General features: G+C 39.2%; 23 protein-coding genes. 9 read left to right on the plus strand and 14 right to left on the minus strand.

Going from position 1 to position 24,557, the window contains the following annotated elements; genetic code table 11:
* Positions 1-2,019: a glycoside hydrolase family 43 protein gene (locus AAW12_RS26495; protein WP_053003611.1), complete on the minus strand. Its 2,019-nt coding sequence runs from the start codon at positions 2,017-2,019 to the stop codon at positions 1-3.
* 314 nt (positions 2,020-2,333) lie between these two features.
* Here AAW12_RS26495 and AAW12_RS10155 point away from each other — a divergent pair, with 314 nt between their 5' ends.
* Positions 2,334-2,708 (plus strand): hypothetical protein, encoded by a 375-nt coding sequence (locus AAW12_RS10155; RefSeq protein WP_139144937.1) that lies wholly within the window; start codon positions 2,334-2,336, stop codon positions 2,706-2,708.
* A gap of 104 nt (positions 2,709-2,812) precedes the next feature.
* Entirely contained in the window at positions 2,813-3,061 is a 249-nt protein-coding gene (locus AAW12_RS26040; protein WP_156167613.1) for a hypothetical protein, read from the plus strand.
* Between the two features lie 58 nt (positions 3,062-3,119).
* Here the strand turns inward: AAW12_RS26040 and AAW12_RS10160 are convergent, their stop codons facing one another.
* Positions 3,120-3,776, minus strand: coding sequence for a response regulator transcription factor (locus AAW12_RS10160; RefSeq protein ID WP_046673510.1), 657 nt, complete (start codon positions 3,774-3,776; stop codon positions 3,120-3,122).
* A gap of 10 nt (positions 3,777-3,786) precedes the next feature.
* Complete coding sequence (locus AAW12_RS10165) at positions 3,787-4,518, minus strand: hypothetical protein (RefSeq protein ID WP_046673511.1); 732 nt, start codon at positions 4,516-4,518, stop codon at positions 3,787-3,789.
* A gap of 349 nt (positions 4,519-4,867) precedes the next feature.
* On the opposite strand from AAW12_RS10165, the gene AAW12_RS10170 reads away from it, so the two are divergent.
* From AAW12_RS10170 to AAW12_RS10180, 3 genes are all read left to right on the plus strand, one after another.
* On the plus strand, positions 4,868-5,374 hold the full coding sequence (locus AAW12_RS10170) for an RNA polymerase sigma factor (protein ID WP_046673512.1): 507 nt from the start codon (positions 4,868-4,870) through the stop codon (positions 5,372-5,374).
* A 181-nt stretch (positions 5,375-5,555) separates the two neighbouring features.
* Entirely contained in the window at positions 5,556-6,278 is a 723-nt protein-coding gene (locus AAW12_RS10175; protein WP_046673513.1) for an SIMPL domain-containing protein, read from the plus strand.
* A gap of 362 nt (positions 6,279-6,640) precedes the next feature.
* Positions 6,641-7,975: a GH1 family beta-glucosidase gene (locus tag AAW12_RS10180; RefSeq protein ID WP_046673514.1), complete on the plus strand. Its 1,335-nt coding sequence runs from the start codon at positions 6,641-6,643 to the stop codon at positions 7,973-7,975.
* 5 nt (positions 7,976-7,980) lie between these two features.
* Here AAW12_RS10180 and AAW12_RS10185 read toward each other — a convergent pair whose 3' ends face one another.
* Positions 7,981-8,613 carry a hypothetical protein gene (locus AAW12_RS10185; protein ID WP_197084009.1) on the minus strand — a complete coding sequence of 211 codons (633 nt, stop codon included), beginning with the start codon at positions 8,611-8,613 and terminating at the stop codon, positions 7,981-7,983.
* A gap of 297 nt (positions 8,614-8,910) precedes the next feature.
* Here AAW12_RS10185 and AAW12_RS10190 point away from each other — a divergent pair, with 297 nt between their 5' ends.
* Positions 8,911-9,426, plus strand: coding sequence for a hypothetical protein (locus tag AAW12_RS10190; protein ID WP_046673516.1), 516 nt, complete (start codon positions 8,911-8,913; stop codon positions 9,424-9,426).
* A 142-nt stretch (positions 9,427-9,568) separates the two neighbouring features.
* Here the strand turns inward: AAW12_RS10190 and AAW12_RS10195 are convergent, their stop codons facing one another.
* The gene (locus tag AAW12_RS10195; protein WP_197084010.1) at positions 9,569-10,087 is read right to left on the minus strand and encodes a VOC family protein; all 519 of its coding nucleotides are present in this window, start codon (positions 10,085-10,087) and stop codon (positions 9,569-9,571) included.
* Positions 10,088-10,353: 266 nt separating this feature from the next.
* Here AAW12_RS10195 and AAW12_RS10200 point away from each other — a divergent pair, with 266 nt between their 5' ends.
* The gene (locus tag AAW12_RS10200) at positions 10,354-11,379 is read left to right on the plus strand and encodes a threonine aldolase family protein (protein ID WP_046673517.1); all 1,026 of its coding nucleotides are present in this window, start codon (positions 10,354-10,356) and stop codon (positions 11,377-11,379) included.
* 93 nt (positions 11,380-11,472) lie between these two features.
* On the opposite strand, the gene AAW12_RS10205 is transcribed toward AAW12_RS10200, so the two are convergent.
* The 7 genes from AAW12_RS10205 to AAW12_RS10235 form a co-directional block, all read right to left on the minus strand.
* Complete coding sequence (locus tag AAW12_RS10205; RefSeq protein ID WP_046673518.1) at positions 11,473-12,189, minus strand: MIP family channel protein; 717 nt, start codon at positions 12,187-12,189, stop codon at positions 11,473-11,475.
* 129 nt (positions 12,190-12,318) lie between these two features.
* Positions 12,319-14,535: a DUF4838 domain-containing protein gene (locus AAW12_RS10210; protein WP_046673519.1), complete on the minus strand. Its 2,217-nt coding sequence runs from the start codon at positions 14,533-14,535 to the stop codon at positions 12,319-12,321.
* 1 nt (position 14,536) lies between these two features.
* On the minus strand, positions 14,537-16,069 hold the full coding sequence (locus tag AAW12_RS10215; RefSeq protein ID WP_046673520.1) for a YaiO family outer membrane beta-barrel protein: 1,533 nt from the start codon (positions 16,067-16,069) through the stop codon (positions 14,537-14,539).
* Positions 16,070-16,073: 4 nt separating this feature from the next.
* Positions 16,074-17,510, minus strand: a complete 1,437-nt coding sequence (locus AAW12_RS10220; protein WP_046673521.1) for a glycosyltransferase family 2 protein — start codon at positions 17,508-17,510, stop codon at positions 16,074-16,076.
* A gap of 39 nt (positions 17,511-17,549) precedes the next feature.
* A complete protein-coding gene (locus AAW12_RS10225) occupies positions 17,550-18,686 on the minus strand; it encodes a HEAT repeat domain-containing protein (protein ID WP_046673522.1) in 1,137 nt (378 codons plus the stop codon).
* Positions 18,679-19,059 (minus strand): PleD family two-component system response regulator, encoded by a 381-nt coding sequence (locus tag AAW12_RS10230; protein WP_046673523.1) that lies wholly within the window; start codon positions 19,057-19,059, stop codon positions 18,679-18,681. The genes AAW12_RS10225 and AAW12_RS10230 overlap by 8 nt, the downstream gene beginning before the upstream one ends.
* A gap of 167 nt (positions 19,060-19,226) precedes the next feature.
* Positions 19,227-20,306, minus strand: coding sequence for an NAD(P)H-dependent flavin oxidoreductase (locus AAW12_RS10235; RefSeq protein WP_046673524.1), 1,080 nt, complete (start codon positions 20,304-20,306; stop codon positions 19,227-19,229).
* Positions 20,307-20,481: 175 nt separating this feature from the next.
* Here AAW12_RS10235 and AAW12_RS10240 point away from each other — a divergent pair, with 175 nt between their 5' ends.
* Entirely contained in the window at positions 20,482-21,474 is a 993-nt protein-coding gene (locus tag AAW12_RS10240) for a 2-hydroxyacid dehydrogenase (RefSeq protein ID WP_046673609.1), read from the plus strand.
* A 164-nt stretch (positions 21,475-21,638) separates the two neighbouring features.
* Here AAW12_RS10240 and AAW12_RS10245 read toward each other — a convergent pair whose 3' ends face one another.
* On the minus strand, positions 21,639-21,980 hold the full coding sequence (locus tag AAW12_RS10245; RefSeq protein ID WP_156167614.1) for a winged helix-turn-helix transcriptional regulator: 342 nt from the start codon (positions 21,978-21,980) through the stop codon (positions 21,639-21,641).
* Positions 21,981-22,095: 115 nt separating this feature from the next.
* Between AAW12_RS10245 and AAW12_RS10250 the strand changes: the two genes are divergently transcribed.
* Positions 22,096-23,499 carry an MFS transporter gene (locus tag AAW12_RS10250; protein ID WP_046673526.1) on the plus strand — a complete coding sequence of 468 codons (1,404 nt, stop codon included), beginning with the start codon at positions 22,096-22,098 and terminating at the stop codon, positions 23,497-23,499.
* A gap of 58 nt (positions 23,500-23,557) precedes the next feature.
* Here AAW12_RS10250 and AAW12_RS25430 read toward each other — a convergent pair whose 3' ends face one another.
* Positions 23,558-24,505 carry a hypothetical protein gene (locus tag AAW12_RS25430; RefSeq protein WP_053003612.1) on the minus strand — a complete coding sequence of 316 codons (948 nt, stop codon included), beginning with the start codon at positions 24,503-24,505 and terminating at the stop codon, positions 23,558-23,560.
* Positions 24,506-24,557: the final 52 nt, after the last annotated feature.

Here is a 24,557-nt window from a genome sequence, read left to right on the forward strand (position 1 = left end):
TCAATCTGTAACGATATGCAATTGGCCATTTTCATTAAAGAAAACGTCGCTGATAAACACCATGCGTTTATCACCCGTTTTTATAGTACGTCCGTGATACACACAGCGGAGCTTTCCTTCTCTATCGCTAAATAGGCTATTGTGTCCGGTACCCGAAATTACTCCCCCGCTATGGGTATTTTTTTCAATGATTGGGTTAGCAGGTGACTTTTCATAGCTTCCCAATGGGGCAGTTGCCGTTCCATAGCCTACCGCATAATTGGCTCCAGCAAAATAGTTGGCGGAATACATCATATAATATTGTCCGTTTTTTTTCATTAGAAAAGAACCTTCTGTCCATCGTCTATTTATCTCACCCGAAGTGACTGACCTACTCTCCCATTCAGCCTGTGCGTCATTCATCGAAACTGGAGGTCGCATTAAAAGGACTGGGTCCCCGATCGTTTTAGTCATACTGCTGTCCAATTCAACACCATACACCCAGCTCTCTTCGATCCTGCTATAGCCATACTTCTGCTTCGCCCAATCCGCAACCTCCGACTCCACCGGATGCTCGTAGCAACAACGCGAATAAAACAGATAATTCCTATTGTCGGTATCTCTAAAAACGTTCGCATCAATAATTGGATATCCCGGATCAAAAATAGGTTTTCCAGTAAGGTCTTTGAATGGCCCTAAGGGACTATCCGCCACAGCTACCCCTATGCGATAGTTTTCAATATGTTGTTTTGGATTATCTTTCCAATGGGCGCTATAATACATATAGTATTTGTTATTGACCCGGTAAACTTCAGGCGCCCAAAAATCTTTTTCTCCCCAGCCATTAGGCTGGTTGGCATCATATACTTTCCTTTCCTTCGTCCATGTTTTCAGATCTTTGGAACTATAAGCAATAAAGCCGTTTTCAGTTCCACCTGTGCCATATAAATAATATCGATCGGTAGGCGGATCAAATACAATAAAGGGATCGCCAAAGGCTACATCCGTTTGATAGGATTTTCCATTCCGGGTCAATCCCTGATCTGTAGCCAGGAAGCGAAACTTTGCGGTATCAAACCGAGGAACCGGAATACCGTCACTAGTTGATGCAAAATTAAACGGTATGATAGCGGTTCTCCGAGGTGCCACTTTTTCATCTGAAAAGTGTGTGTGACAGACATAATACCATTGCTTTCCTTTTTTGAAAACGTCGCCATGTCCAGTTCCGGCAAAACCGCTATTTTTTCGGCTTAATGCCGGCTGACCTTCTAGTTTTTTCCAAGGCCCATAGACATTATCCGCGATTGCCACGCCGACAGCATAGTCTTTATTTCGAAAATCATTTGCCGAATAAAACATATAATAATACTGGCCTTGCTGGATAACAGTAGGACCTTCGGTAACCGTCCACTCTGCATTTGCTGTATTTTCCCAGGGTAATTCCGCATGGACACATTCTTTTAGCGTCTCTCCTTTTATTCCCGAATAATCGGACTTTAATTCGGCGACAAAAATTCTATTTCCTTGCGTTAATCTGACATGAAACAGGTATTTCCTCCCATTGCGATCGCTGAATACAAATGGATCTATCTGCTTTTGCCCGACTTCAAGTGGTGCTTTGGAAGTTTGCTTAAAAGGACCTACAGGGCTATCACTAACTGCAATTGCTATATGCTCATCTGCTGTATAAGCCATATAAAATTTACCCTTTTCAAACCATACCTGTGGCGCCCAAAATCCCGTCGATCCAAAAGCATCTCCTTTTAAAAGGGCAAAACCTGAAGTTGTGCCTGCCGGGACCTTCCAATGTTTCAAATCTGTAGATTGATACACTTTAAACCCCTGCTGTTCTTCAGAATCTCCATTCGTACCGTACAGATAATAATATCCCCCGTAAAAGAATACGGTTGGATCAGCCTGAAAAATCCCGTCTATTGGAATATTCGCCTTTCCTATCGATACTGCTGTGGTATGCTGTGCGATTGTCGTCTGTACAAAAGACAGAAAAAGGGCACTAATTAAAAGGTATATTTTGTTCATTGAATTGAATAGCTATTTGGTATACAGATATCTAAAATTCAATAATTAATCGCTCAATTGCCGGTAATATTGTATCAATTGAACATCATTTTGTATCATAAAACCATTTCTCTAACCAAGTTTAGTTAAATGCAACTGTTTCATTTAATTGACAAACCATTTACTTCTGAGACCCGTTCTATTTAAAATAATCAAATACTTATTTAAGAGCGTAGGTCATGATATGTAATAACATCTTTTTCTTTTCCTTAATAACCAGTCTGCTGTTGATATCGTGTAATCATCAAACTCCTCAGGAAAAAGCTTCCCGTCATATGGAGGAGGCCGAAAATAAAGCAGCGGCAGCCAGTGAACAGGCTATAGCGAGAGCTGAAGCTGCGGCAGCAAAGAATACCGAAGCAGTCATTTATGCAAATATAGCTGCTGCTAACGAGGCTGTTGCTGGGATTCCAGCTCCAGCGTTGTCCAATAAGGAAGCTGAAAGGATATACAACAAACTCGGCAAAATCATTGTCGATCGAATCAATGCAAAGACAGCAGTAGAAGCGATGGAGAAAGAACAGGCCATCGCTCGAATTAAAAAAGATGTTTTGGAAAATTTAAGGAATGGCAAAATTACCCAAGCTGATCATGACGGTATAATGGGCTATTTAGAAGATAGCATCAAAGCTGCCAAGTCAGTTATGTAAGGCGCAATCAGCGAGACAAAACGACAAACTTATGATAAATTCAATCGAACAATCGTGTATAGAAGCCTGTTGGCAATGTGTTACTGCTTGCCATACCTGTGCGAATGCTTGCACAAAAGAAAGTGACCTTCAAGCCATGGCAAAATGTATTGCATTGGATATGGAATGCGCAGTCGTTTGTAAAGCAGTGGCCGAACTTCTTGCTATGGAAAGTTACTATAGCCGACGACTTATCAAGACTTGCGCTGAATTATGTACACTCTGTGCAGAGGAGTGCTTTATGCATCCCCATGAACATTGCCAGCACTGTGCTAAATTATGTGAACTTTGCGCAATTGCGTGCAACAAACTAACTGCATAAAATATAGTGGTGTAGATTTCAAATTTCCTGATGGGGCTATCAGGAAATTTTTAATTCAAAATGCCTCTTTCAAATGCAAATTTGACCAAATGAGCTGTATTTTTTACGCCCGCTTTATCGATTAAGTTTTGACGGTGTCCTTCAACTGTACGCTTGCTTAAAAATATCTTATCGGCAATTTCAATATTTGTGTATCCTTCTGCAATTAATTTGAGTACTTCAAGCTCTCTATCGGAGATATCAAAATCTGTCTGTAGCTCGCCTGATACCTGTGCATAGCTTTGTCCAGAGCGAACTTGGTCCAATAGTATCATTGCGATTTCCTCGCTCATGTATCGTCCCCCATTTGCGATATGATTTAATCCAAAAAGCAATTCGTTATAGCCAACGTTTTTAACCAAATATCCGGCAAGACCAGATTCAAATGCTTCAACAACGTAATTGATCTGATTCAACATGGACAGTATTACTACTTTAATGGACGGATACTGTTTTTTTAATTCATGTAATAGTTCAATACCATCCATTTCCTCCATGCTGATGTCTGTTAAGACGATATCAGGAACAGGATTAGAATTTAAGAACTGAAGAGCCTCCTTTCCATTCGACGCCTCTCCAACAACTTCAAATCCATCTTGCGATTCTAATAGTAATTTTATTCCGTTACGTACAACCATGTGGTCTTCAACCAATAGGATTTTTATCATTATTCTTTTTTTAAATAGTTAATTTAAGTAAAATACCTGTTGCCGGCGTATGATTCATAATCCGTGCATTATAGAGTTCAGCAATCTTCATCAAACGCATTAGACTATGTTCATGTTTTATTGTTGACAGCGATCTCCCCTGGCTAAAAAAAGGTGACACTTTAACTAAAATCTCAAATTCAATCACCTGTACCGAAACTGAAATAGCCTGTGAAGGAATCTCATCATTTAAATACTGGAATATAGCAGTAAGTAACTTAAACAGCTGAAGTTGTGCCTCATGATGCAATTCTCTTAAATGCGGATCTAGCAAGGTGTCAATTGTAAAACCCGATCGTTTTCTATAACTCGCCACAGCCTCATCAACTGCATGAAAAATGCCAAGATCATTCAGTATCGGATTGTAGAGCAATACAGCTTTATTACGAATCTCCATAACCAACGTGCTTAATGAATCACGTAAGCAGCGTAATTCTTCAAAATCACCATAGCGATTTGTAAAATTCTGAAGAGATATACGCATTCCGTAAAGTTCCTGAGCCAATTCATCGCGGAAATACCGTCCTATTTTTCCAATATCATCTTGTTGATTCCTAATAATCGATTTATAAAAATCTTCTTGACTACCATCCCATACCTGCTTTAATTCCGAAGGCTCTTTGAGGTTCTCCAACCGTCCCACAGGCTCTTCTGATAGATCAAAATATAGTTTTTTGTTTTCGTCCCCCATATTGTTTTTCATTACATGTCATAACTAATAACCATTTAAAGGTATCAACAGTTTTAAATATTCACATCTATTTAGCCATTAAAAATGTACCAATTAAAACACTACGTATAAATACGTGCGACAAAAAGAAAAAAGGGGGAAATTAAACAGGAAAACACTTGTTATTAATGCAGAATAACGCTTAGCATCAGCCTGATAGCTGAATAGTTATTCTACATAAAACATTGACTAACTGATTGTTAAAATATAACAAGTAATAAATCAGCTTGATCCATTCAGCGTCAACGCATTTCCTCTTAATTATTTTCTAGCACCTTAATTGTAGTGATATAGGCAAGATAGACACTTAAAACTTGATAATATGGAAAATTTAACAATCGATCAACTGTTTAAGGAAAAAAGACCTACATTAAAATATTTGGCAGCGCAATTTACAAACGATCCGGATGAACGAGAGGATCTGGTTCAGGAGACCATGGTAAGGTCATTGGGATCTATTGAAAAATTCCTGAAACATCCAAAGTTGATGTCCTGGCTCTATATCATCATGAAAAATACATATATTAACCAATATACTCGAAATAAAAGATTGGAGAATTACCGCAATGAATATGTAAGTATAGGTTATCATAATGAAATAACAACCAATCGCGGTGAAAATAATTTTATAGCCTCTGATATACAACACGCACTCAATAGTTTATCAAAAGATTACTATAACGCCTTTGCAATGTTTTTGGAAGGATTTAAATATTATGAAATTGCAGAGCATCTGCAAATCCCGGAGGGTACGGTCAAAACACGTATACATATGGCCAGGAAAGCACTGCAAAAACAGCTAAAGATTTATTCAAAAAGTATCGATTAAAAAATGGTCGCTTTTCAAGATAAAAAAGCAGGTAATTAGCCTGCTTTTTTATCTTATTTCCCATTACTTAGACCTTCCTATGCTTCAACTGCATTTTACCCTAGCGGATATCCTAGTTATTCATTATATTTAGATATTTAGGGAACAACTTATTGATTTAATAGATTGAACATCAAAAAGTATGAAAAAACAGTTAGTCACTTTATTTTTTATATGCTTGAGTGGCATTATGGTCGTATTGTCCTGTGATCGGGCAGCAAAAGAAGGTGAAAATAGAATTCGTGTCAGTGGTGAAGGAAAGATTAGGATAATGCCCGATCAAGTCACGTTGACAATCAATACGGCATTCACAAAACCGAGGATGGTAGACGCGGTTAGAGAGACTCAAGCAACTGTCGATACGGTCATTGCATTGCTCCAAAAATACGGCAATAAAAAGGAAGACATTAAAACAAGCAGCGTATCAGCAAATAAGGATTATCAATACATCGGAAATACCAATAAATTTATTGGGTATCAAGCACAACAAACAATCGATTTTGTTTTACATGATTTATCGAAATTTACAGAATTAACAGGCAAGTTGTTAGAGACCAAAATAAGCGGAATAGGCTCCATCTCATTCGATCATTCCAAAGCAGACAGTATTTTAAGAGAAGCGGATCTTATTGCTTATGATGATGCATTAAAATCTGCAAAAAAACTTGCATCTCGGGCTGATGTCGAAATTGGCAAACTGCTTTTTTTGTCGAACGACGGAAGCGCATCCAACCAATCGACGCAGTTTAGAACAGGGATGGCGTTAGAAACATTCAACAAGGGTTACGGCGGCGAAGGATTTAAAGTAGCCCCCGAAGTTTTAGAATTTAAAAGGACAATATATACGGAATTTGAAATTAGATAGCTCAAAAATTGGGATTAAGAATCTACGCCACCTAGACATTCCGGTAAGATCGTACTTACAAATAAAACTTGCTTAGAATTAGCATACGGCTAAGCATAATACCATGATTCATCCCGGTGTTTTTTCGTATATTTAACATATAGTTTATATACAGTTCATTTGCGTTTCGTAACTTTATCATACAATAGTTCAATGTAATCAACGGAGTAATGTATCTATTATGAAAACTATAAACTATTTTTTCCAGCGAATTATATTTAGGATCTTTCTAGGTCGATTCAGTTCATTCTATTCACCCTTGAGATTCCACAAGACCTAATTGTTTTTAAACGGCATTGAGGTCCGATAATTTTATTTTATAAATGCTTTTAACCAAAGATGCTTTTGGCAAAGATTTTATTTGGGGAGTGTCTACAGCTGCCTATCAGATCGAGGGTGCGCATGATTTACATGGCAAAGGTCCTTCTATTTGGGATATCTTTGTACAAAAAAGGAACCGTATATTTCAAAATCAACATGGTAATGAGGCTTGCGATTTTTACAATCGCTACGTCCAGGATCTCCATCTAATGAAAGGAATGCATATTCCTAATTATAGATTCTCCTTATCATGGAGCCGTATTTTCCCGGGTGGAATCGGTGAAGTAAATCAATCAGGTTTGGATTTTTATGATCGATTGATCGACCTATCGCTCGAACTAGGGATCACCCCTTGGGTTACCTTATACCATTGGGATCTTCCCCATGCATTAGAAAAAAAAGGTGGCTGGGTGAACCGTGATGTAAAAGATTGGTTTGGCGAATTTGTTTCCAAATGTGTGCATACCTACGGTGATCGTGTTAAAAACTGGATGGTTCTCAATGAGCCTACCGTATTCACTGCCGCAGGTTATTTCTTTGGCGTGCATGCACCGGAACGAAAAGGTCTGGGTAATTTTTTGGCCGCCGCGCATCATGCGGCATTGGCACAAGCACAGGGAGGTCGAATCATCAAATCGATCCAGCCCGACAGTCAGGTTGGAACTACATTTTCATGTTCTCATGTCGAACCATTCACATCGAGAGACAAGGACATTAAAGCAGCAAAAAAAGCAGACGTATTACTCAATCGTCTGTTTATAGAACCTCTCTTAGGGATGGGCTATCCTACTCAGGAGATTAAAATACTGAATAGAATTGAAAAGTATATTAAATCGAATGATGAAAGAGACCTGAAATTTGATATGGATTTCATTGGGATACAGAATTATACGCGGGAGGTTATACGATACGCCATGTTCGTTCCTTATCTCCAAGCAAAAATAGTATCCGCAAAAGAGCGTAAAGTTGATTTAACTGAAATGAACTGGGAGGTTTACCCAGCGTCCATCTATCATATGCTCCAAAAATTCAGTACCTACCAAAACATGCCGCCTTTAATTGTTACCGAAAACGGCGCCGCGTTTCCCGATAAAGCCGAGAATGGTATAGTACATGATCCTAAAAGAGTTTCCTATTTACAGGAAGCGTTACAACAAGTTTATCGTGCGAAACAGGAAGGTGTAAATGTCAAGGGCTATTTTGTATGGACTTTTCTTGACAACTTCGAATGGGCTGAAGGATATCGGCCAAGATTTGGACTGGTGTATGTTGATTTCAAAAATCAACAACGTATTATCAAATCCTCTGGGCATTGGTATGCAGACTTCTTAAAATAAAAAAATTACTTTTTCTTACCATGATGATAAACCAAATTCGTAATCTTTAATAAAATTACCGCTAGAAGTATTGCCCCAATAATGATACATACGCTGATTAATGAATTTCGCCCGTTATCAGCAAAAATATAGATTGCGCATACCGCCAACAGACAGGGCAAAGCAAAAACAATCAGCTTGATCCAATAGACACGATCCTCTTCCTGGAGGATCCTTTCGGTGGTTACCGCATGAATAAGATCGGCCTTATTTTTTCTAAAATACGTAAGAATGAGCTCTATCTCTTCCTGTCTAAGTTCGCGGGGGCGGACGATCTGTTCTTTTAATACGATAAGTAGATTTTTGCGATCGCGTTGTATAGAGCGAATATCTGCCATTTGAAATCGCTTTTTATAGCCCAAGGGATTTATTGCATAGCCCTTATAATCGCTGTTTTCGGGACATAGACAAGAGAACTCAATGGCATTTAAAGAGAAGATAATATCAGTGTGATCTTGACCAATCTCTCTAAATTTTGATATGGCAAGTTTAACGGTTGCAAATAATGCACACTGAAGCACAAACAGACCAAAAGACAGATGAAAAATCCAGGACAAAAGCAATGCAACAGCAATAAATCCAAAAATAAACCAGCTCATATTAGACAAAATGTCAACCTTACGTCGTATTATTAACACAAAAATTGTACACATTAAAGCTGGGATACTTGCTTTCCAATCCCAAAATATACTGACAACACCCAGCATTGAGCATAGCATATACATCAGCAGTTGAAAATAATCTGATTTCCGTTGGAAGTTGGTTCTCTTAATTTCAATGCTGTTTTCCACTACCTGCTCGAACAAAATGAAAAAATGTTTAACATAATATCTCTCTGATTGCATAAATATAAATATCTTTAATTAATATATATGTAAAAAATCAAAGCGTATCGTATGAAGACTTTTCAATTTAAATCACATCAGGTTAAAAAGGGCTTAATCTTTGGATTAATTTATTTAGTTGTTGTATTTATACTATGTTATATGATCTTCGGTGGTATAAATGGGATGGCCGATGCGGCAAATAATTTTGGTTCGGCGAAGGGCTTGGGGATATTGGTTGCGGTTGTTATCATTGGTCCACTCGTCGTCATCTTGCAATTGATCAATCCCAAGATTGAAGTACAAGTTGACAACACGAACTTATCCATCAGGCAGCCGAAAAAAGAGGATAGGATTATTCCACTGAAAGAGATCCACATCATGGAAATAAACCATGCTTTGGTCAACCAGCTTCAGCTGTTCGATCAAAACAGACAGCTACTCGCTACAATACACCCCCAAAACGACGCAAATGTCATTTTCTCTATCGCTAGTACAATAGCACAACAGGATAGATTTGTGAAGACAAAAGGAAACAAAAAGATTTTTGGAAATCCTGTTGAAACAATTTCCTATTCCAGACAATAAATTTGGTATCGATATACGGAATGAAAAGCGCGGCAAAAATTCAGTATTTGGTCCTAATGGTGACAACTCTACTCTTGGGTTTAATCTCACGTAAAATATCTGTCATACCGCCTATGTGTGGCGATGTGCTTTATGCTATGACCTACTTTGTCGTTTTGGCCCCCATATCGATGCCCATCTTTTCATAAGCAAGATCGTTCGGCTGCCAAAGCTCTATTTTATTTCCTTCAATATCCATGATATGAACAAATTTGCCATAGTCAAAGGACTCGATCTTGTCAAGTACCGTAACTCCCTCCTTCTTCAATTGATCGATTAGGAGTTCAATATCGGCAACCCGATAATTGATCATAAAGTCTTTTTCCGAGGGGCCAAAATAGCTTGTACTCTCTTTAAAAGGGCTCCATTGCGTAAATCCTTTTTTCGTACTATCAGCACCCTGATACCACTCAAATACAGCGCCGTAAGAATTTGTTGCCAGTCCCAGATGATCGGCATACCAGGCTCTTAATTTTTTAGGATCTTTGCACTTGAAGAAAATTCCGCCTATACCAGTTACTCTTTTTAACTCGACAGGTCGGTTCAAATGGCTCATGGTATTAAAGGCGTACCCCATTCCAAATGCCAGCGAAATACTCGCAACAAATACGACTCTTTTCATAATTTGATAAGGATAAATATTTATTTCTACCTCCTCTCCCAAATTTAATCATAAGTTTTGAAAAAACATTTACAGTGCAAAACAACATATTCTTTTCTTATACGCTCAGAATGTTATATTCATAGCTTTTATCCCATTTTTTTCCTGCTCAGATTGTTAAAAAACGATATTGTATTTATACATTTGACTCGGTCAAGATTCATTTATCATCCTGGTAATGCGTTTGACGTACTTAGTAAAGAGCATCTGAAGTAAAAAACAGCATTATGTATAATTTTAAAAACGATTATTCCGAAGGGGCGCACCCCCGCATTTTAGATAAACTTATCGAAACAAATCTGATACAACAAGCCGGCTATGGCGAAGATGAATATGCTAAAGCAGCAAAAAGCATTTTGAAGAAAAAGATAGCGAACGAGCAAGCTGTTGTTTACTTTTTATCTGGCGGAACACAGACAAATCTACTTGTGCTATCCTTTCTCTTACGTATCCATGAAGCCGTAATTAGCGCAAAAACTGGGCACATATCGGCCAATGAAACTGGCGCTATCGAAGCAACTGGACACAAAGTCATTACTGTCGAAACACTTGATGGAAAACTAACGCCGAATGATATTACAAAAACGTTAAAGGAACATGCACTGGCGCCACATGTCGTAAAGCCAAGAATAGTGTATATTTCCAATTCGACTGAAATTGGCACGATCTATACGCTGACAGAATTGGAAGCACTTTATGTATGTTGTCAAGAACATCATCTTTTACTTTATCTGGATGGAGCTCGGTTGGGGCATGCTTTGATGGCTGAAAACAACGATCTAACACTGAAAGACATTGGAAATTATGCTGACGTATTCTATATTGGTGGGACGAAAAACGGTGCGCTTTTAGGTGAAGCCGTAGTGTTTAATAAACCCGAATTGGCACTGGATTTTGACTATGCAATCAAGCAGAAGGGCGCTTTGCTTGCCAAGGGCCGGGTTTTATCCATTCAGTTTCTCGAGCTCTTTAAAGATGATTTATATTTTGAACTAGCGCAAAAAGCAAATTCCTACGCTATGCGGATCGCTCAGGTGATCAAAGAAAAAGGCCATTCATTTTTGACAGACTCAACCACTAATCAAATTTTCCCGATTTTACCCAAATCTGTCATAGAGACATTGAGTCAGAAATACCAGTTTTATATTTGGAAGGAAATAGATAATGATTATGCTGCTATTCGCCTGATTACCTCCTGGGCCACCGACGAGGAACAGGTTGCAAGTTTTATGGAGGCCATATTGAAATCTTAGTGATCCTGCCTCTAGGCTTATCAATCACTCCTAAATGAAAGCGTCCAATAGGTATGTTGTACCCATTGGACGCATCCGATAAAATGAAAAAAATTAGTCTTTAGGTTCCAACGCTTTCCAAACAACTGCTGCAACTGCAGCACCCACGAGCGGCGCAACGATAAATAACCATAGCTGAGACAAAGCTTGCCCCCCCGCTAAAATGGCAGGACCAAATGAACGTGCTGGGTTAACGGATGTACCCGTTACAGGGATAGCAACGAGGTGGATTAATAGCAGTGTAAAACCGATTGCAAGTCCAGCCATTGTACTGTTACCTACTTTAGAGGTTGTCGCTAATATCACAAATAGAAAAAGAAACGTTAACACTGCTTCAATCAGAAAGGCAGAAGCAGTACCATACTCGTTTTGATAACCCTTTCCCCATCCGTTGGAGCCATAGGCCCATTCACCTGCAGTAAAGCCGGCCAGCTGTCCACTCAAAATCTGCTGAAGAACAAATGCTCCCAAAAGTGCGCCAATAAATTGAGCAATGATATACACAATTGCATCCTTGGCAGACATTTTACCCGCCAGTAATACACCAACCGTAACGGCAGGATTGATATGACAACCTGAGATTCCTCCGATCGCATAAGCAAAAACCACGACCGAAAGGCCGAAGGCGACTGCAATACCCAACAGCCCAAGGCCAGAAAGTCCAGCTGTGGTATTGGCCCCTGCAATAGCGGCAGCTCCACAACCAAAAAGTACCAAACCAAATGTTCCAATTAGTTCGGCAACAAATTTTGAAGATGTTTTAATTTCCATATGAATCTGTTTATAACTTAGTTAACTCTAATTTAATCATTTTCCGTATTAAATTAAAGTACTAAAAAATTTATTGTAGAACAATATCCACACACCATTAAAATCAGTTCTATAGATACATCTTCAACATCAGTTTATCCATATTTCATCACAGGCTATAAGCGCGTTCCGTTTCGGATGATACCTCCATTCAGGTAATTTTGCTAAGGGCTCAGCATAGACTCGGATGACCTTAACACGGTCGTTTATCAAAGCTCGATAGCGAACCTTCTCCACTGTAAAATCTTCCTCCTGGGATTCAAGTTTCCTCAGCAGCACATCTTGAAAATCTTCTCCATTTTGGGATACCGAAATGCGGACTTCCTTTGGTGAAAATATCCAATGTCGGGCATCCTTTAGAAAATTAAGCTCTATCGTATCGATGTGTTTTTCCTGTTCAAAATCAAACGTAATATCCATCGGCTCCCCATTCCATAGCAACCAGTTGTAGCTATAATCCATGTATCCTGGGACACTATCGGAGAGGGTTTCCAGACCATTGGCAGGGAAGGAAGGATCGAATGGATTTTTCAGTTTTATACTTGCTTGTGAAGCTTTGTTCGTTCTGACTCCAGCATTGAATATTTCGCTCCATTCTTTTGCATAAGCATCAGGTGACGCCCCCCCTTCGGCAAGTTCTATTACCCCTAGCCTTTTGGCGTCTTTAATAAATTGAGTCACTTTACGGCTTACATTAGGCCTCACAACCCAATGTTCGCCGTCTTGCTCAAAGATACCATGCTGATGAGGACCATAGAACCGTGCTTGTTGCAAGTAGGTGTAATCCAAGCCTAAACCGACACGTCTAATACGCGATTCTAATAAAGGATTTCCTTCACTTGCAATTTCAGCTTTTTCTAACAATGTACTGTATTGATCCATAGCTTCGGGACTCAAAAAATCCTTTCTATTATCGATTGGATTTCCATAAATCGACAAAGCGGAGGAAGCTCCAGGCAAGTGATTTCTTCGCAGATCGAGATATTTTTTAATAAATGGCGCTGCCTTACCATAATATCCCTCAATAAATTCATCTGTCAATTGCTCTTCTGAACGACCATCTGTATCCCAGGCAAGGTTAGCCAAAATATAAGCATTTAACTCCGCCATATCACTATAGGTCGCTCCGCCACCTTGTAAGAATACCCCTTCTACCCCTTGTCCTTTCAGATATTGCATGCTTTTCTGCATTGTTCCTTGAATGGGGAATGGGGCAAGATAATTGGTAAACTGAGTCAAATAATCCCATACAAACACATGTTTCGCTTTCGATTTCCAAGCGCCCAATTGTCTACGGAAAGTTGCTGCAGAATATTCACTACTGATATCATTTTTCCGAAAAGCATCGATATTACTTAATATAACCGAAACATTATCTGCGACGCGAAGATGCGCTGGAGCATTAGCCGATTCGAGATACGCCAGTGTCGTAAATTTCTTGTCTGGAAATTTTCCCGCCACCCTATTCACAAAGTGAATCAAGGAGCCCTGTGCTCCTCCTTCGCGCTTATCAATGGCTTGGCAAAGATCGCAAGTACAGCTTCCAATGTCGTCATTGGCTGCTATGGACCAATAGATAGCCGTTGGATTTTCAAGCATCCTTTTCTTAAAGTAAGCGACTGTATGATTAAAAACTTCTTCATTGGAAAGACAGAGCTGAATCGGTTGACGCTTCCCATCATACAGCGCGTAATATTCCGGATGATCTTTAAAGTAAATCGATGGTGGCAATATTTTACTGAAGGTATGGCCCCAGTCACCCCATCTATCTTCCAAATTATGTAGGCCATACCAGTCCATGTACTCCTGATCCAATTCCACAGGGAAATAAACTTCTCTAAACTGAAAATTAGGCTTTGAAAAGATTTTTAAATCGGCATCCACATATAACGCAGTACACTTTGGAACATCGGTATTTTCTTTACCTGTATACCACTTTCGTCCACCAATAACATCCCTGACATAACGGTACGCCGCAAATAATACGCCTTTACCACTTCCCTTGATGTAAATATTTTTTCCGACGGCTTCAATTGAATAACTGTCTTCAGGAGAAGCATTCGTTATTGGGCTTCTTTCCAAAATAATGGCATGTGTACCATCAACTTTAGCTTGTATTGCAAAATCTACACCTGTGCTTTCTTTTGTAAAAGTGTTTATCACCGCAGCAGCTTTTTGCACAACAGGATCATTTGCATCCGCCTGAATGACATAATCCGTTTTCCCGTTCTCCACCAATACCAATCTTTCCTTACCCTGAACTATCGTTACCAAAGACAATAGACCTAACATAAACTTCCACATCATATTAAAAATATCTCCTTAATGATAGATTTAGATCATACTGGTTCATAAATCTATTTTCAGCAACTTTGTAATAGCTCCATCCGCCCATGAGCGTAAAACCCCAAGCATCTATGCGATGTTGCCAGCCTGCATTAATTGATCGGGATAAAAAATTGAAACGGTTGTTTAGGAATTGATAACGCGATGGATCATCTGGCGAAGTCCCTACATTACCGATTAGTGTGACATAGGAATCCGGTTTTTCACTGTTATAATAATGTCGGATCGCGAGGGAGTAGGCTTGGTTCCATCGCTGTTCATCATGTAACAAAAATCCCCTTAAATAGACAAAAGTTGGCCCAAAATATCGCCCTGCAGAAGCGACAAGCCCGTAATTATTTGTATTGTCATTTGCACGAACATACCTTCCTCCGAAATCGAAGAGCCACAATCCCGCTTCCCGATATAGGCTATAAGATGCGCGCCATGTTGGAAAAACACTACCATCAGCCCAAGCTATCTGATGATAGGCATATATATTTTTACTGTAGTTAAGCCAAGCATCCAAACCGACCTGATAACCTTTCTCACCACGTCTATTCCCGTAATTAAACTGTCCGATAAGCGTATTTTTCTCCCCTAATCTTTGGCCATATTCCAGACCTGAAATAAAGAAATGTCCATTTGGCCGATCTTGCGAACTTTGCATATGATTTGCTCCAATATAAAACTTATAAGGCATATTCTCGCGGTAAACTTTGGTCAAATGCTGATATTGTAAATTTTCTGGCATCTTCGCTACCAGCTGATTCATATAACCCAATGCCGTTGAATAATCTTTGTTTAGTGCGGCAATGTTTGCTAATTGTTCGGTAACAAAAATCGAACTGTCACCTCTGCTCCATAAAGTTTCGAAATCAGTCTTCGCTTTCCCGTATTCTCTATTCGTCATAAAAGCACTTGATCGCAGGTATAAGAAACGATTGTCTGCAGGATCAGCGTGTTGTATACTGTCCGAATAGGCCAATGCTTGAAATACATCTCCCTTTTCGACGAAGTTCCGTCCCCTTTTATACCAGATATCGATGCACGCATCACGGTCACGTGTTAACTTCCGATGTTCAAATTCGCTATACAACCTGATGATTTCAGCGTCCATCGGAAACCGTTTACGTGCGGATTGCCAGGTAATCGTTGCTTTTTCAGGCTGATTAGAAGACTCATATAGTGCAGCTAATGAAAGATACGCATCTCTGTAGCTGGGCTCGCTCGAAACCACTGCTTCAAAATAGGGAATCGCCCAGTCGGCTCGCCCCATCTTCTGATAGCTCAATCCCAAGATATACCTAAAATCCGTGTATTTAGGATATTTTGATAATACGGTTTGGCTCAATGCAATGGATTCCCCCACCCTTCCTGCTCGCAGGTAGCCAGCGGCTTTTGGAACCAAGCTGTCAACGTCGTATGTTTTATTTTGCCAGTTAACCTGCGCATGTACAACTTGCGACAAAAATAGCAAACAAAAAATTAGCGCAGATAGGATTAATTTTTTCATTTTTCTACTTTTTAATGTGATCAGAGGGCAAAGGAGTTAAGGTGCCTTTTCGCGTCATTTCCCCCCAGGCATGCTTTTTCCCAAAAAGTTCTTGGACATAGCCCTTAATCGAGCTATAAACGATAATGGGATGATAAACAAATGGTTCTATAAATGCGGTGAGGCATAACCTTATAATATCTTTTCGCCGTTTGTAATATTTATAGACATAATTGTCCAGTAAAATGGAAAAACTTGTCAGAAAGACCGAAAACATATAGACGAAGATCAATAAAAGAATAGCCATTGGCCAATTAATGCCATGTGTTAGGATGAGGTAGATATAAAAGAAAATACCTAAAATCTCCATAATAGGGGCAAAAAATTCGAAAATGGCATTGTATGGAAAAACGATGAGTCCAAACCTTTTGTACTTTGGATTAAAAAAGGCCTTACGATGTGTGCGCATAATTTGCATCAAACCCCGCGCCCAGCGTACACGTTGACGCGTTAACATCTTGAGGCTGTCAGGCCCCTCAGTCCAACAGAGCGTCTGCGGAATATACTTGACCTCGTATTTTTGGTTATTGTCACACATGGTCATACACATTCTGGTTACCATCTCCATATCCTCGCCCAAGGAATTAGAATCATATCCGCCCGCAGCAATGAGAATCTCTTTATCAAACAATCCCAATCCCCCAGAAACATTAGGAATACAGTTAAGGTAATTCCAGCCCATTTTACCCAACAGGTATGATCGAATGTATTCCATTTCCTGAAAACGTGCCAATATGGGTTTGGGTAATGCAGCTTCCACCAACATACCGGAATCCACATAACTGGAGTTTGACATCCGTAGTGTTGCGCCCACAGCGATTACACGTTCCTTCGAATCCAGTACAGCTTCGATTAATTGAACCAGGGTGTCATTGGCGAGCACACAATCCACATCGGTATTTAAAATATAAGGAAAGGAAGCTACATTAATTCCAGCATTTACCGCATCGGCCTTACTGCCCCCGTTTATTTTATCAACGATCGTTAGTCGTTTATGAGAGATGTCCCTGGATTTGTAGATTGCTTTAATCTCCTTACATGGCACCAAATAGTCAACCAAAAAGTCTACCTGGACCAGATCAAACTCTTTAATGAGCTTCTCCAATGTATCATCTTTACTGCCATCATTCACAATAACGACCTCGTATCTGGAGTAAAACAGTGTCATCAGCGAACGTACATTGTTCACGATTGTAACCGATTCATTATATGCTGGTGCGACAATACTTACCCCTGGAGCAATTTCAGACTCCATTAATGTCTGCACACGTCGGGAATTTCTCTTCCGAAGATTCTTCCTGATCGATATGGATGACATCCGAAACAACATGACGTATACAATCAACAGCAAGAGACAATAAAATCCGAAAACAAATTCTATTGAAAATATAAAATGTTTCATATGCAATACTTTTGTGTTATGGAAACAATACCTAGCAATCTATATATAGTGAACCATAGGGTGACTAACATAACGTATAAGCTTATAATCGTCCAAATTTTCAGCAGTTTCAATTTTACGTAAACTTGATGCACTGTAAGGCTTTTGCGCGAGCAGGGAACGATAAGCGTGTTTTCGTAGTGCCAATACTGTACTTTTATCGTTGAAGATGTTCTCTAAAAGATCGATCGATTTTCCTTGACCAAGACGCCCCAATGCTTTTACAATCTCTATCTTGACATTTAAGGGCTGCTCGATGGTGTAAAAATCCACTAACCGACTTTCGCTATCTCTCGCCAGGAGTTTGCCCAATGAGTTGATCGCTTTGTGTAGCGTTTTAGCATCCTGAGCTGAAACGATGAGCTGCCATAATTTTTCTTCATCTAATTGCTGGTAATAGACCATGAGGTCCATCATAAGGCTATTGATTGAAAAAGATTGAGCGCCGTCCAGCCATTGAGAGAACACGTAAGATCCCACATAGTCGGTTGAGACAATTGTTTGATAGATATCAAGTGCATCCAGGTCAGTAATTCCTGCAATACCAGAAAAAACCTGATCGAAGGATATTTCACCCCGCACCTGCAAAAGATATTTAAAGGCCGCTACCCGAATTTCAATGCGTGGGCTACTCATCAGCTGCGTCAAAACCGCATCCTGGATTTCGACCTTCATCAATGCTAAATCGGCCAAAGATCTTACTGTGGCTGCCACATGGTGGCTCTCGTGTCTTATTTCGTATTGCGCTTCTCTATCGAAGCCCAATTCATTAAATAAACTCCGCATATTTTTTCCTTTCTCTCCACCGATAGTAAAAATATATTCATGCAATATTTGACGGACCACTTTCTGAATGATCGGCTTATGAAGATCCAACGCTAGTTTATCCACCGGATAATGGCTATTCCTATTATCAATCAAAATGTGTTCATAGATAAAATCTCGCAATACAGGATATATTTTAGCATGATATAGGCGGTACCGATAGTCGCGATAATAAAAGATAGCAATACCGACAAGACAGCTTACCCAAAATAGAAAGCTCAACACAAGCGCTATCGTAACCAAAATAGGCCAACCCTCACCCTCAAAAAAGGATCGGATGCTATGAATCGTATGTTCTATTTTACTAAGCATGACCTATTCTTAATCGTACACGGGATATCAGTTCAGACGGCGAAATAGGTTTTTTGATATAATCGTTGGCTCCTACTTCGAAACCTTCAACAATGCTGTTGTCATCTCGATAGCCTGAAATAATAATAACTGGCACCTGATTATTCGTACTGCTTTTCCGAATGCGATCGATTATTTCGTAGCCATTAGCAAAGGGTAATGCCAGATCTGTTATGACCAAATCAATGGTTTCGTCCGAAACCAACGAAAGGGCTTCTTTACCGGACTTTGCCAGTAAGAGGTCATACCCTTCTCTTACAAGAACAAACTGCATTGTGCTCAATAGAATTTCATTATCTTCGATAACAAGAATTCTCTTTTTTTCGTTCTCCATAGCGGTAGATTTTTAGTTTTTCACGGTGAGACAAAGTTTCGAAAAAAAAAGAAAATGTCTTGTAGATTAACAACTACAGGTCGATTTAAATAATTTAAACGCAGGTTTTAAAGATTGTTATCCCTTAAAATGACAATGTATTGACATAGTTTATTTCGTGTTTATTGTTAAACAACTAAACTAGTATGTAAAATTTCAACTTCTTTGATCAAGGAACGTATAATATCTGCAGTAGAAAGTTCACTGTAAGAATGCATCGATTGTCCGGTCCAAATGTTGACAAAATCAGCATTTCTATTTATCCTTGCTACTCTTCTTAATTCGCCTGTGAGTTTATTTTGATAAGGATAGGGCAAAATCTTTTGAGCGGCGTCTAAAGCTTCAATGAATTTATTTTTTATACCTCTGGCGTAGCGCCCTGAAAAGCTCCTCGTTAATACGATCTCTGATTCCTTAACGCTTGAAAGACGCGCTTTTTCAAAGTCCAGGAGCGCGCTCTCCTTAGATTTGAGTAATAAACTACCCACCTGGAAGCCACTGGCACCTAAGAGCTTTGCAGCATGCAACGTACTAGCATTGTATAAACCACCGGCATAAATAAGGGGAACATGGACATGCTCTTTTACCTGCGGTAGAAGTGAAAGTCCGCCAATCGCCGGTATTGGAGTCTCGTCAAAACTTCCGCGATGTCCTCCTGCTTCTAGTCCCTGTACACAGATGATGTCAATGCCAGATTCTTCCAAAGCGATTGCTTCTGCCACCGAGGTGCATGTACCAATAAGAGTAACATCATTGTCTTTCAATCGTTTTATACTTTCTGTATCCAAATTTCCAAACGTAAAACTCACAACTTTACACCGATGGGTGATGATTACGTCAATCTGTTCCCTGTAATCGGTCAAATGGATACTATCAAGCTCGGGTAAGGTTACTTTCAAGTCGTGCTGCGCGGCTAATTGCTCCACGAAAGTTTTTGTTTCACTATACTGTTTCCTTAAATCGACTGAAACCTTGGGAATATTATTGACAAAAATATTGACCGCGAAAGGCCGCTTTAGATTTTCGGCAGTCAAACGAATAAGTTCGCTGCAACGTTCTGGAGGCAGATCACCCAAAGATAACGAACCGAGCGCTCCAGCACGCGAGGCTGCAATGACCATTTCTGGTGTCGTAACACCAAACATTGGAGCTTGGATAATCGGATATTCAATACCTATTGATTTTGTGAGTTGATTTGACCACTGCATATCGGGACAATTTAATAGTCTTAAAATTTGTATAACGATCGATGTAATGCGTCTAATTTAGCTTATTTTTTGTTAAATGATGTGATAACTATTGGGAAACATCCTACAACGGAAGTTCCAAATAAGCTATTTATACTGTATATTTATGGTATTCTATTACGTAACAAACAATTTTATGAAAATTGCCTTCTTTTCGACTAAACCCTACGACAAATTATTCTTTGAACAGGAAAACAGCGCTTACGGATTTCAGTTTAATTTTTTTGAAACGCATTTAGGTCCACATATTGTCAATGCTATTGAAGATGAGAAAGTGGTCTGCGCATTTGTCAATGATAAACTAAACCGACAAGTGATTGAAGTACTTGCTCAAAAAGGTGTCGAACTGATTGCGTTACGCTGTGCTGGTTTTAACAATGTTGACCTGGAGGCGGCAAAGGAGTTTGGCATTCAGGTATGTCGGGTCCCGGCTTATTCCCCAGAAGCAGTTGCAGAGCATACAATGGCAATGTTATTGACATTGAATCGTAAAACCCATAAAGCCTATAACCGCGTAAGGGAGCAAAATTTTGCATTGAATGGCCTTTTAGGATTTAATCTTCATCAGAAAAAAATTGGCGTTATTGGAACGGGGAAAATTGGAAAGGCCTTTATCAAAATTGCATTGGGATTTGGGGCAGAAATAATTGCCTATGACTTATATCCCGATCAGCAGCTTACAACACAGGGTGTCAATTACAAATCATTGGATGAGCTCTTCAAAGAATCAGATATCATTTCACTTCATTGTCCCCTAACCTCCGAGAACCACTACCTCATCAATAGCGAGTCATTGGGGAAAATGAAAGACGGCGTTACTATTATTAATACAAGCAGAGGCAATCTGATCAACACCCAAGATGTCATTAAAGCACTCAAAGAACGAAAAATTGGTTTACTGGGTATTGATGTCTATGAACAAGAGGAAAAGTTGTTTTTTAAAGACTTATCGACAACAATTATTGAAGATGAAACAATACAATTATTGATGAGTTATCCGAATGTCTTAGTGACGGCACACCAAGCTTTTTTCACCACAGAAGCATTAACCGAAATTTCGCAAAGAACACTAAGGAGCATCTCAGACCTATCAACCAAAGGAATCACTGACGCCGAGGTCATGCTTTAACAAGACTTCCCATCAAATTTATTTTGAGGTACCGCTATTAGCAATGTGTGACTAAATGCACCTTTTAAAGAAACAGAATGGATGCAAACTGTTGTATCATCGGTACAATTGTCTCATTAGGCATCAGCAAAAATGAGTAGCGAAAGGGAATATAAACTAAATGCCTATCCCCTTTCGCGTTTGTAATCAGACCACCACTCATCAAGTCTTTCAATGACCGGCAGTAAAGTTTTACCTAATTCGCTAAGTTTATACTCCACACGTGGTGGAGATTCAGCATAAATCTGTCTACATAAAATACCATCACGTTCGAGCTCACGGAGTTGAACGGTCAAGGTCGTTTGTGCCAGATCTTCCATTTCCCGCCGTAGTTCTCCAAATCTTTTGGGGCATTGTTTGGCAACAGCCTTAATGAGCAAAACTTTCCATTTTCCGCCAATTATCTTAAAAATTCCGTTGACATCACAACAGGCTCCAAAATTTTCACTTTTTTTTTCCTTTATAATCTCCTCATACTGACCATTAGTTCATAAAAACATACCAAGTACATCATTTATAACTACTTGATTGCAAAAAATATCCAAACTATTTTTAATCGTAAAATTATTAAAAACTTTCTATATGCGCTTTCAAATTAAGGATCTACTTCATATTTTCCTCCTTTCAACGGGTATATTTCTTTTCGTCATCGATCTTTTTATCATTAATGTTTCTCTTCCCACGGTTCAACATGCGCTACATCTACGCAATAGTGATACGCAATGGATCATAATACTATATATCATTGGTTACACAAGTCTTCTAATCAATGCAGGGAATGCCGGAAATCATTATGGAAAGAAGAAATTATATTTAATTGGCATGGCTGGTTTTACAGTAGCCTCTCTTTTATGTGGCTTAGCCGATAATCTTTACATTTTATTGGCCGGAAGATTGATCCAAGGGATTAGTTCTGGATTGATGGTTCCACAGGGTATCGCATTGATCACTTTACGTTTTGAAAATCCCGAGAAGAGATCAATGGCATTGGGTATTTATGGGAGTATAGCAGGCATCGCTTCTGTCATCGGTCAATTATTGGGCGGAATACTTCCCGACCAGACCTGGATACATGAAAGCTGGCGTCTTATCTTTTTAATTAATGTTCCCATTGGGGCGGTCGCCTGCTTTGCTGTCTATCGTTATACAGCTAACGATCAAGTCTACGTTAAATCCGCTGTTTCTTTTAAACCAATGGTAACATTATTTACGCTTTTAATGGGAATAATTTTTCCATTAATCATGGGGCCTGACTTGAAATGGCCAATATGGTCACTGCTGGTCCTGGGAACAACGCTTGTTTTTGTCCAGCTATTTCTAAAAAAACAGCGTAAATTAGAAAAGATGGGCTATCCTAGCGTACTCAATTTCGCCTTATTCAATAATCGGGTTTTCAATTTGGGTCTACTGGCCGCATTAGCCTACTATATGGTACAGGACGCTTATTTTATCATAAATTCCAATTACCTTCAAAATCAAAAGAATTATACAGCAACAATGACCGGAATTGCCTTTGTTTATCAAGGCATAGGTTATGTATTGGCAAGCGTTATGGTAAGCAAGTTGATACAGCGTCATGGAAAAATTGTGGTGCTTTATGGATTAGGCATTATGATTTTGGGATTGGTTGCACATCTTTTCATTTTTAATACGATGCTTTTAAATAACTACCAGATACATACCCTGTTCTTTTTTTACGGCATTGGTTGCGGTAGTGTACTACCTGCATTAATGACTCTTGCCTTAAAAGACCTCAATGAAAAATTAATTTCCGTCGGATCTGCCATCTATCTTACGATACAACAATTATCAATATGCCTGGGAATCACATTTATCGTCGGTGTATTTCTACATCAAAAAGAAAATAAATTTTTCATTTGGCAGCATATTTCATCAGCTTATGGCTACTCGGTCGCACTATCGGTCATATTGCTCTTATTTGTCCTAGGTGCAATAGCTTATTTACCTTCACAAAAGATAAAATAGCAGGTAATTTGTATAGGGTTTAGCTGTTTTATCTTATTTTATATAAGGGTTAAGGCCGCTAATTTGCTGCCTTATATTTGTGCACTAAAGCATAATCATAGGGTATGCGCATACTCAAGGGACTAGCTTCCCACAAATCTGAATCAGGGGACAAGTAAAAGTCATAAGCATTACGCAGGAAATTTTCCCCATCGGGTGCTTCTTGCCATTTTTTCTGCGCTCTATTATAAAGTAGTATCATGCAACTCACGCAAGTTCCCTTATCTTTCATGGCCAGGTTTTCATAACACTTCCCTATTTTTACACTTAATTTTTGTTGAATAATAAGGTCCGTCAACCGTCCTTTGGTAAGGTGAATTAAAGCAAGCTGTGCATCTTCATCCGTTGGCGAATGTTTTGCGGGGTTCAATCGGTCGAATTGAGCCTGATATATTCGTGCTATTTCGGCCTGCCTCACATCCATTGGTAAGAGATCTGTATCTACGGGATGGAGGTCTTCAACATCGTCCACCTGGGTGGCTCCAACACTTAAGGCGATATTTTGTTTGGATGTGTCAGCATCTGCAGCAGCTGAGCCTTCATTTTTATCGAATAACTGCGTAAGTTCTGAAATATGATGTCCTATTTGATTAAAACCAACAACGTAATTTAAGATAACAAAAGCAAATAGTGCAAGGACAGAAAAAATAAAAAGTGCCTTCCAAATACTGGTCCGGCCATGCTCATTTGTTTCCACTTCCAAAAATGTAGATCTTTTGTGATCTGCTCTGTCAGCATCGTCACGATGTTCAACCCGGTCATAATCACCTAAAAATAAGTCTTTACCATCAAAAAGATCAATATGATCTTCCTGAAACATTTGCACTATATCCCGGGCAGCTTTATACTTTACATTTGCTGCTGTGGCAACCAGATCAATTGCGGCATTGACATCGCCCTGTTTAATTAATTCACGAATAGTTGCTTTATCAATTTCGATTGTATTTACGAGAATATTTTTAGTCATACCGTTTAATTTCTATGGATTGCTTCGCTATCGATTAGCACTGAACCATTTT

The organism is Sphingobacterium sp. Ag1, from assembly GCF_000988325.1.
Classification (GTDB): Bacteria; Bacteroidota; Bacteroidia; order Sphingobacteriales; family Sphingobacteriaceae; genus Sphingobacterium.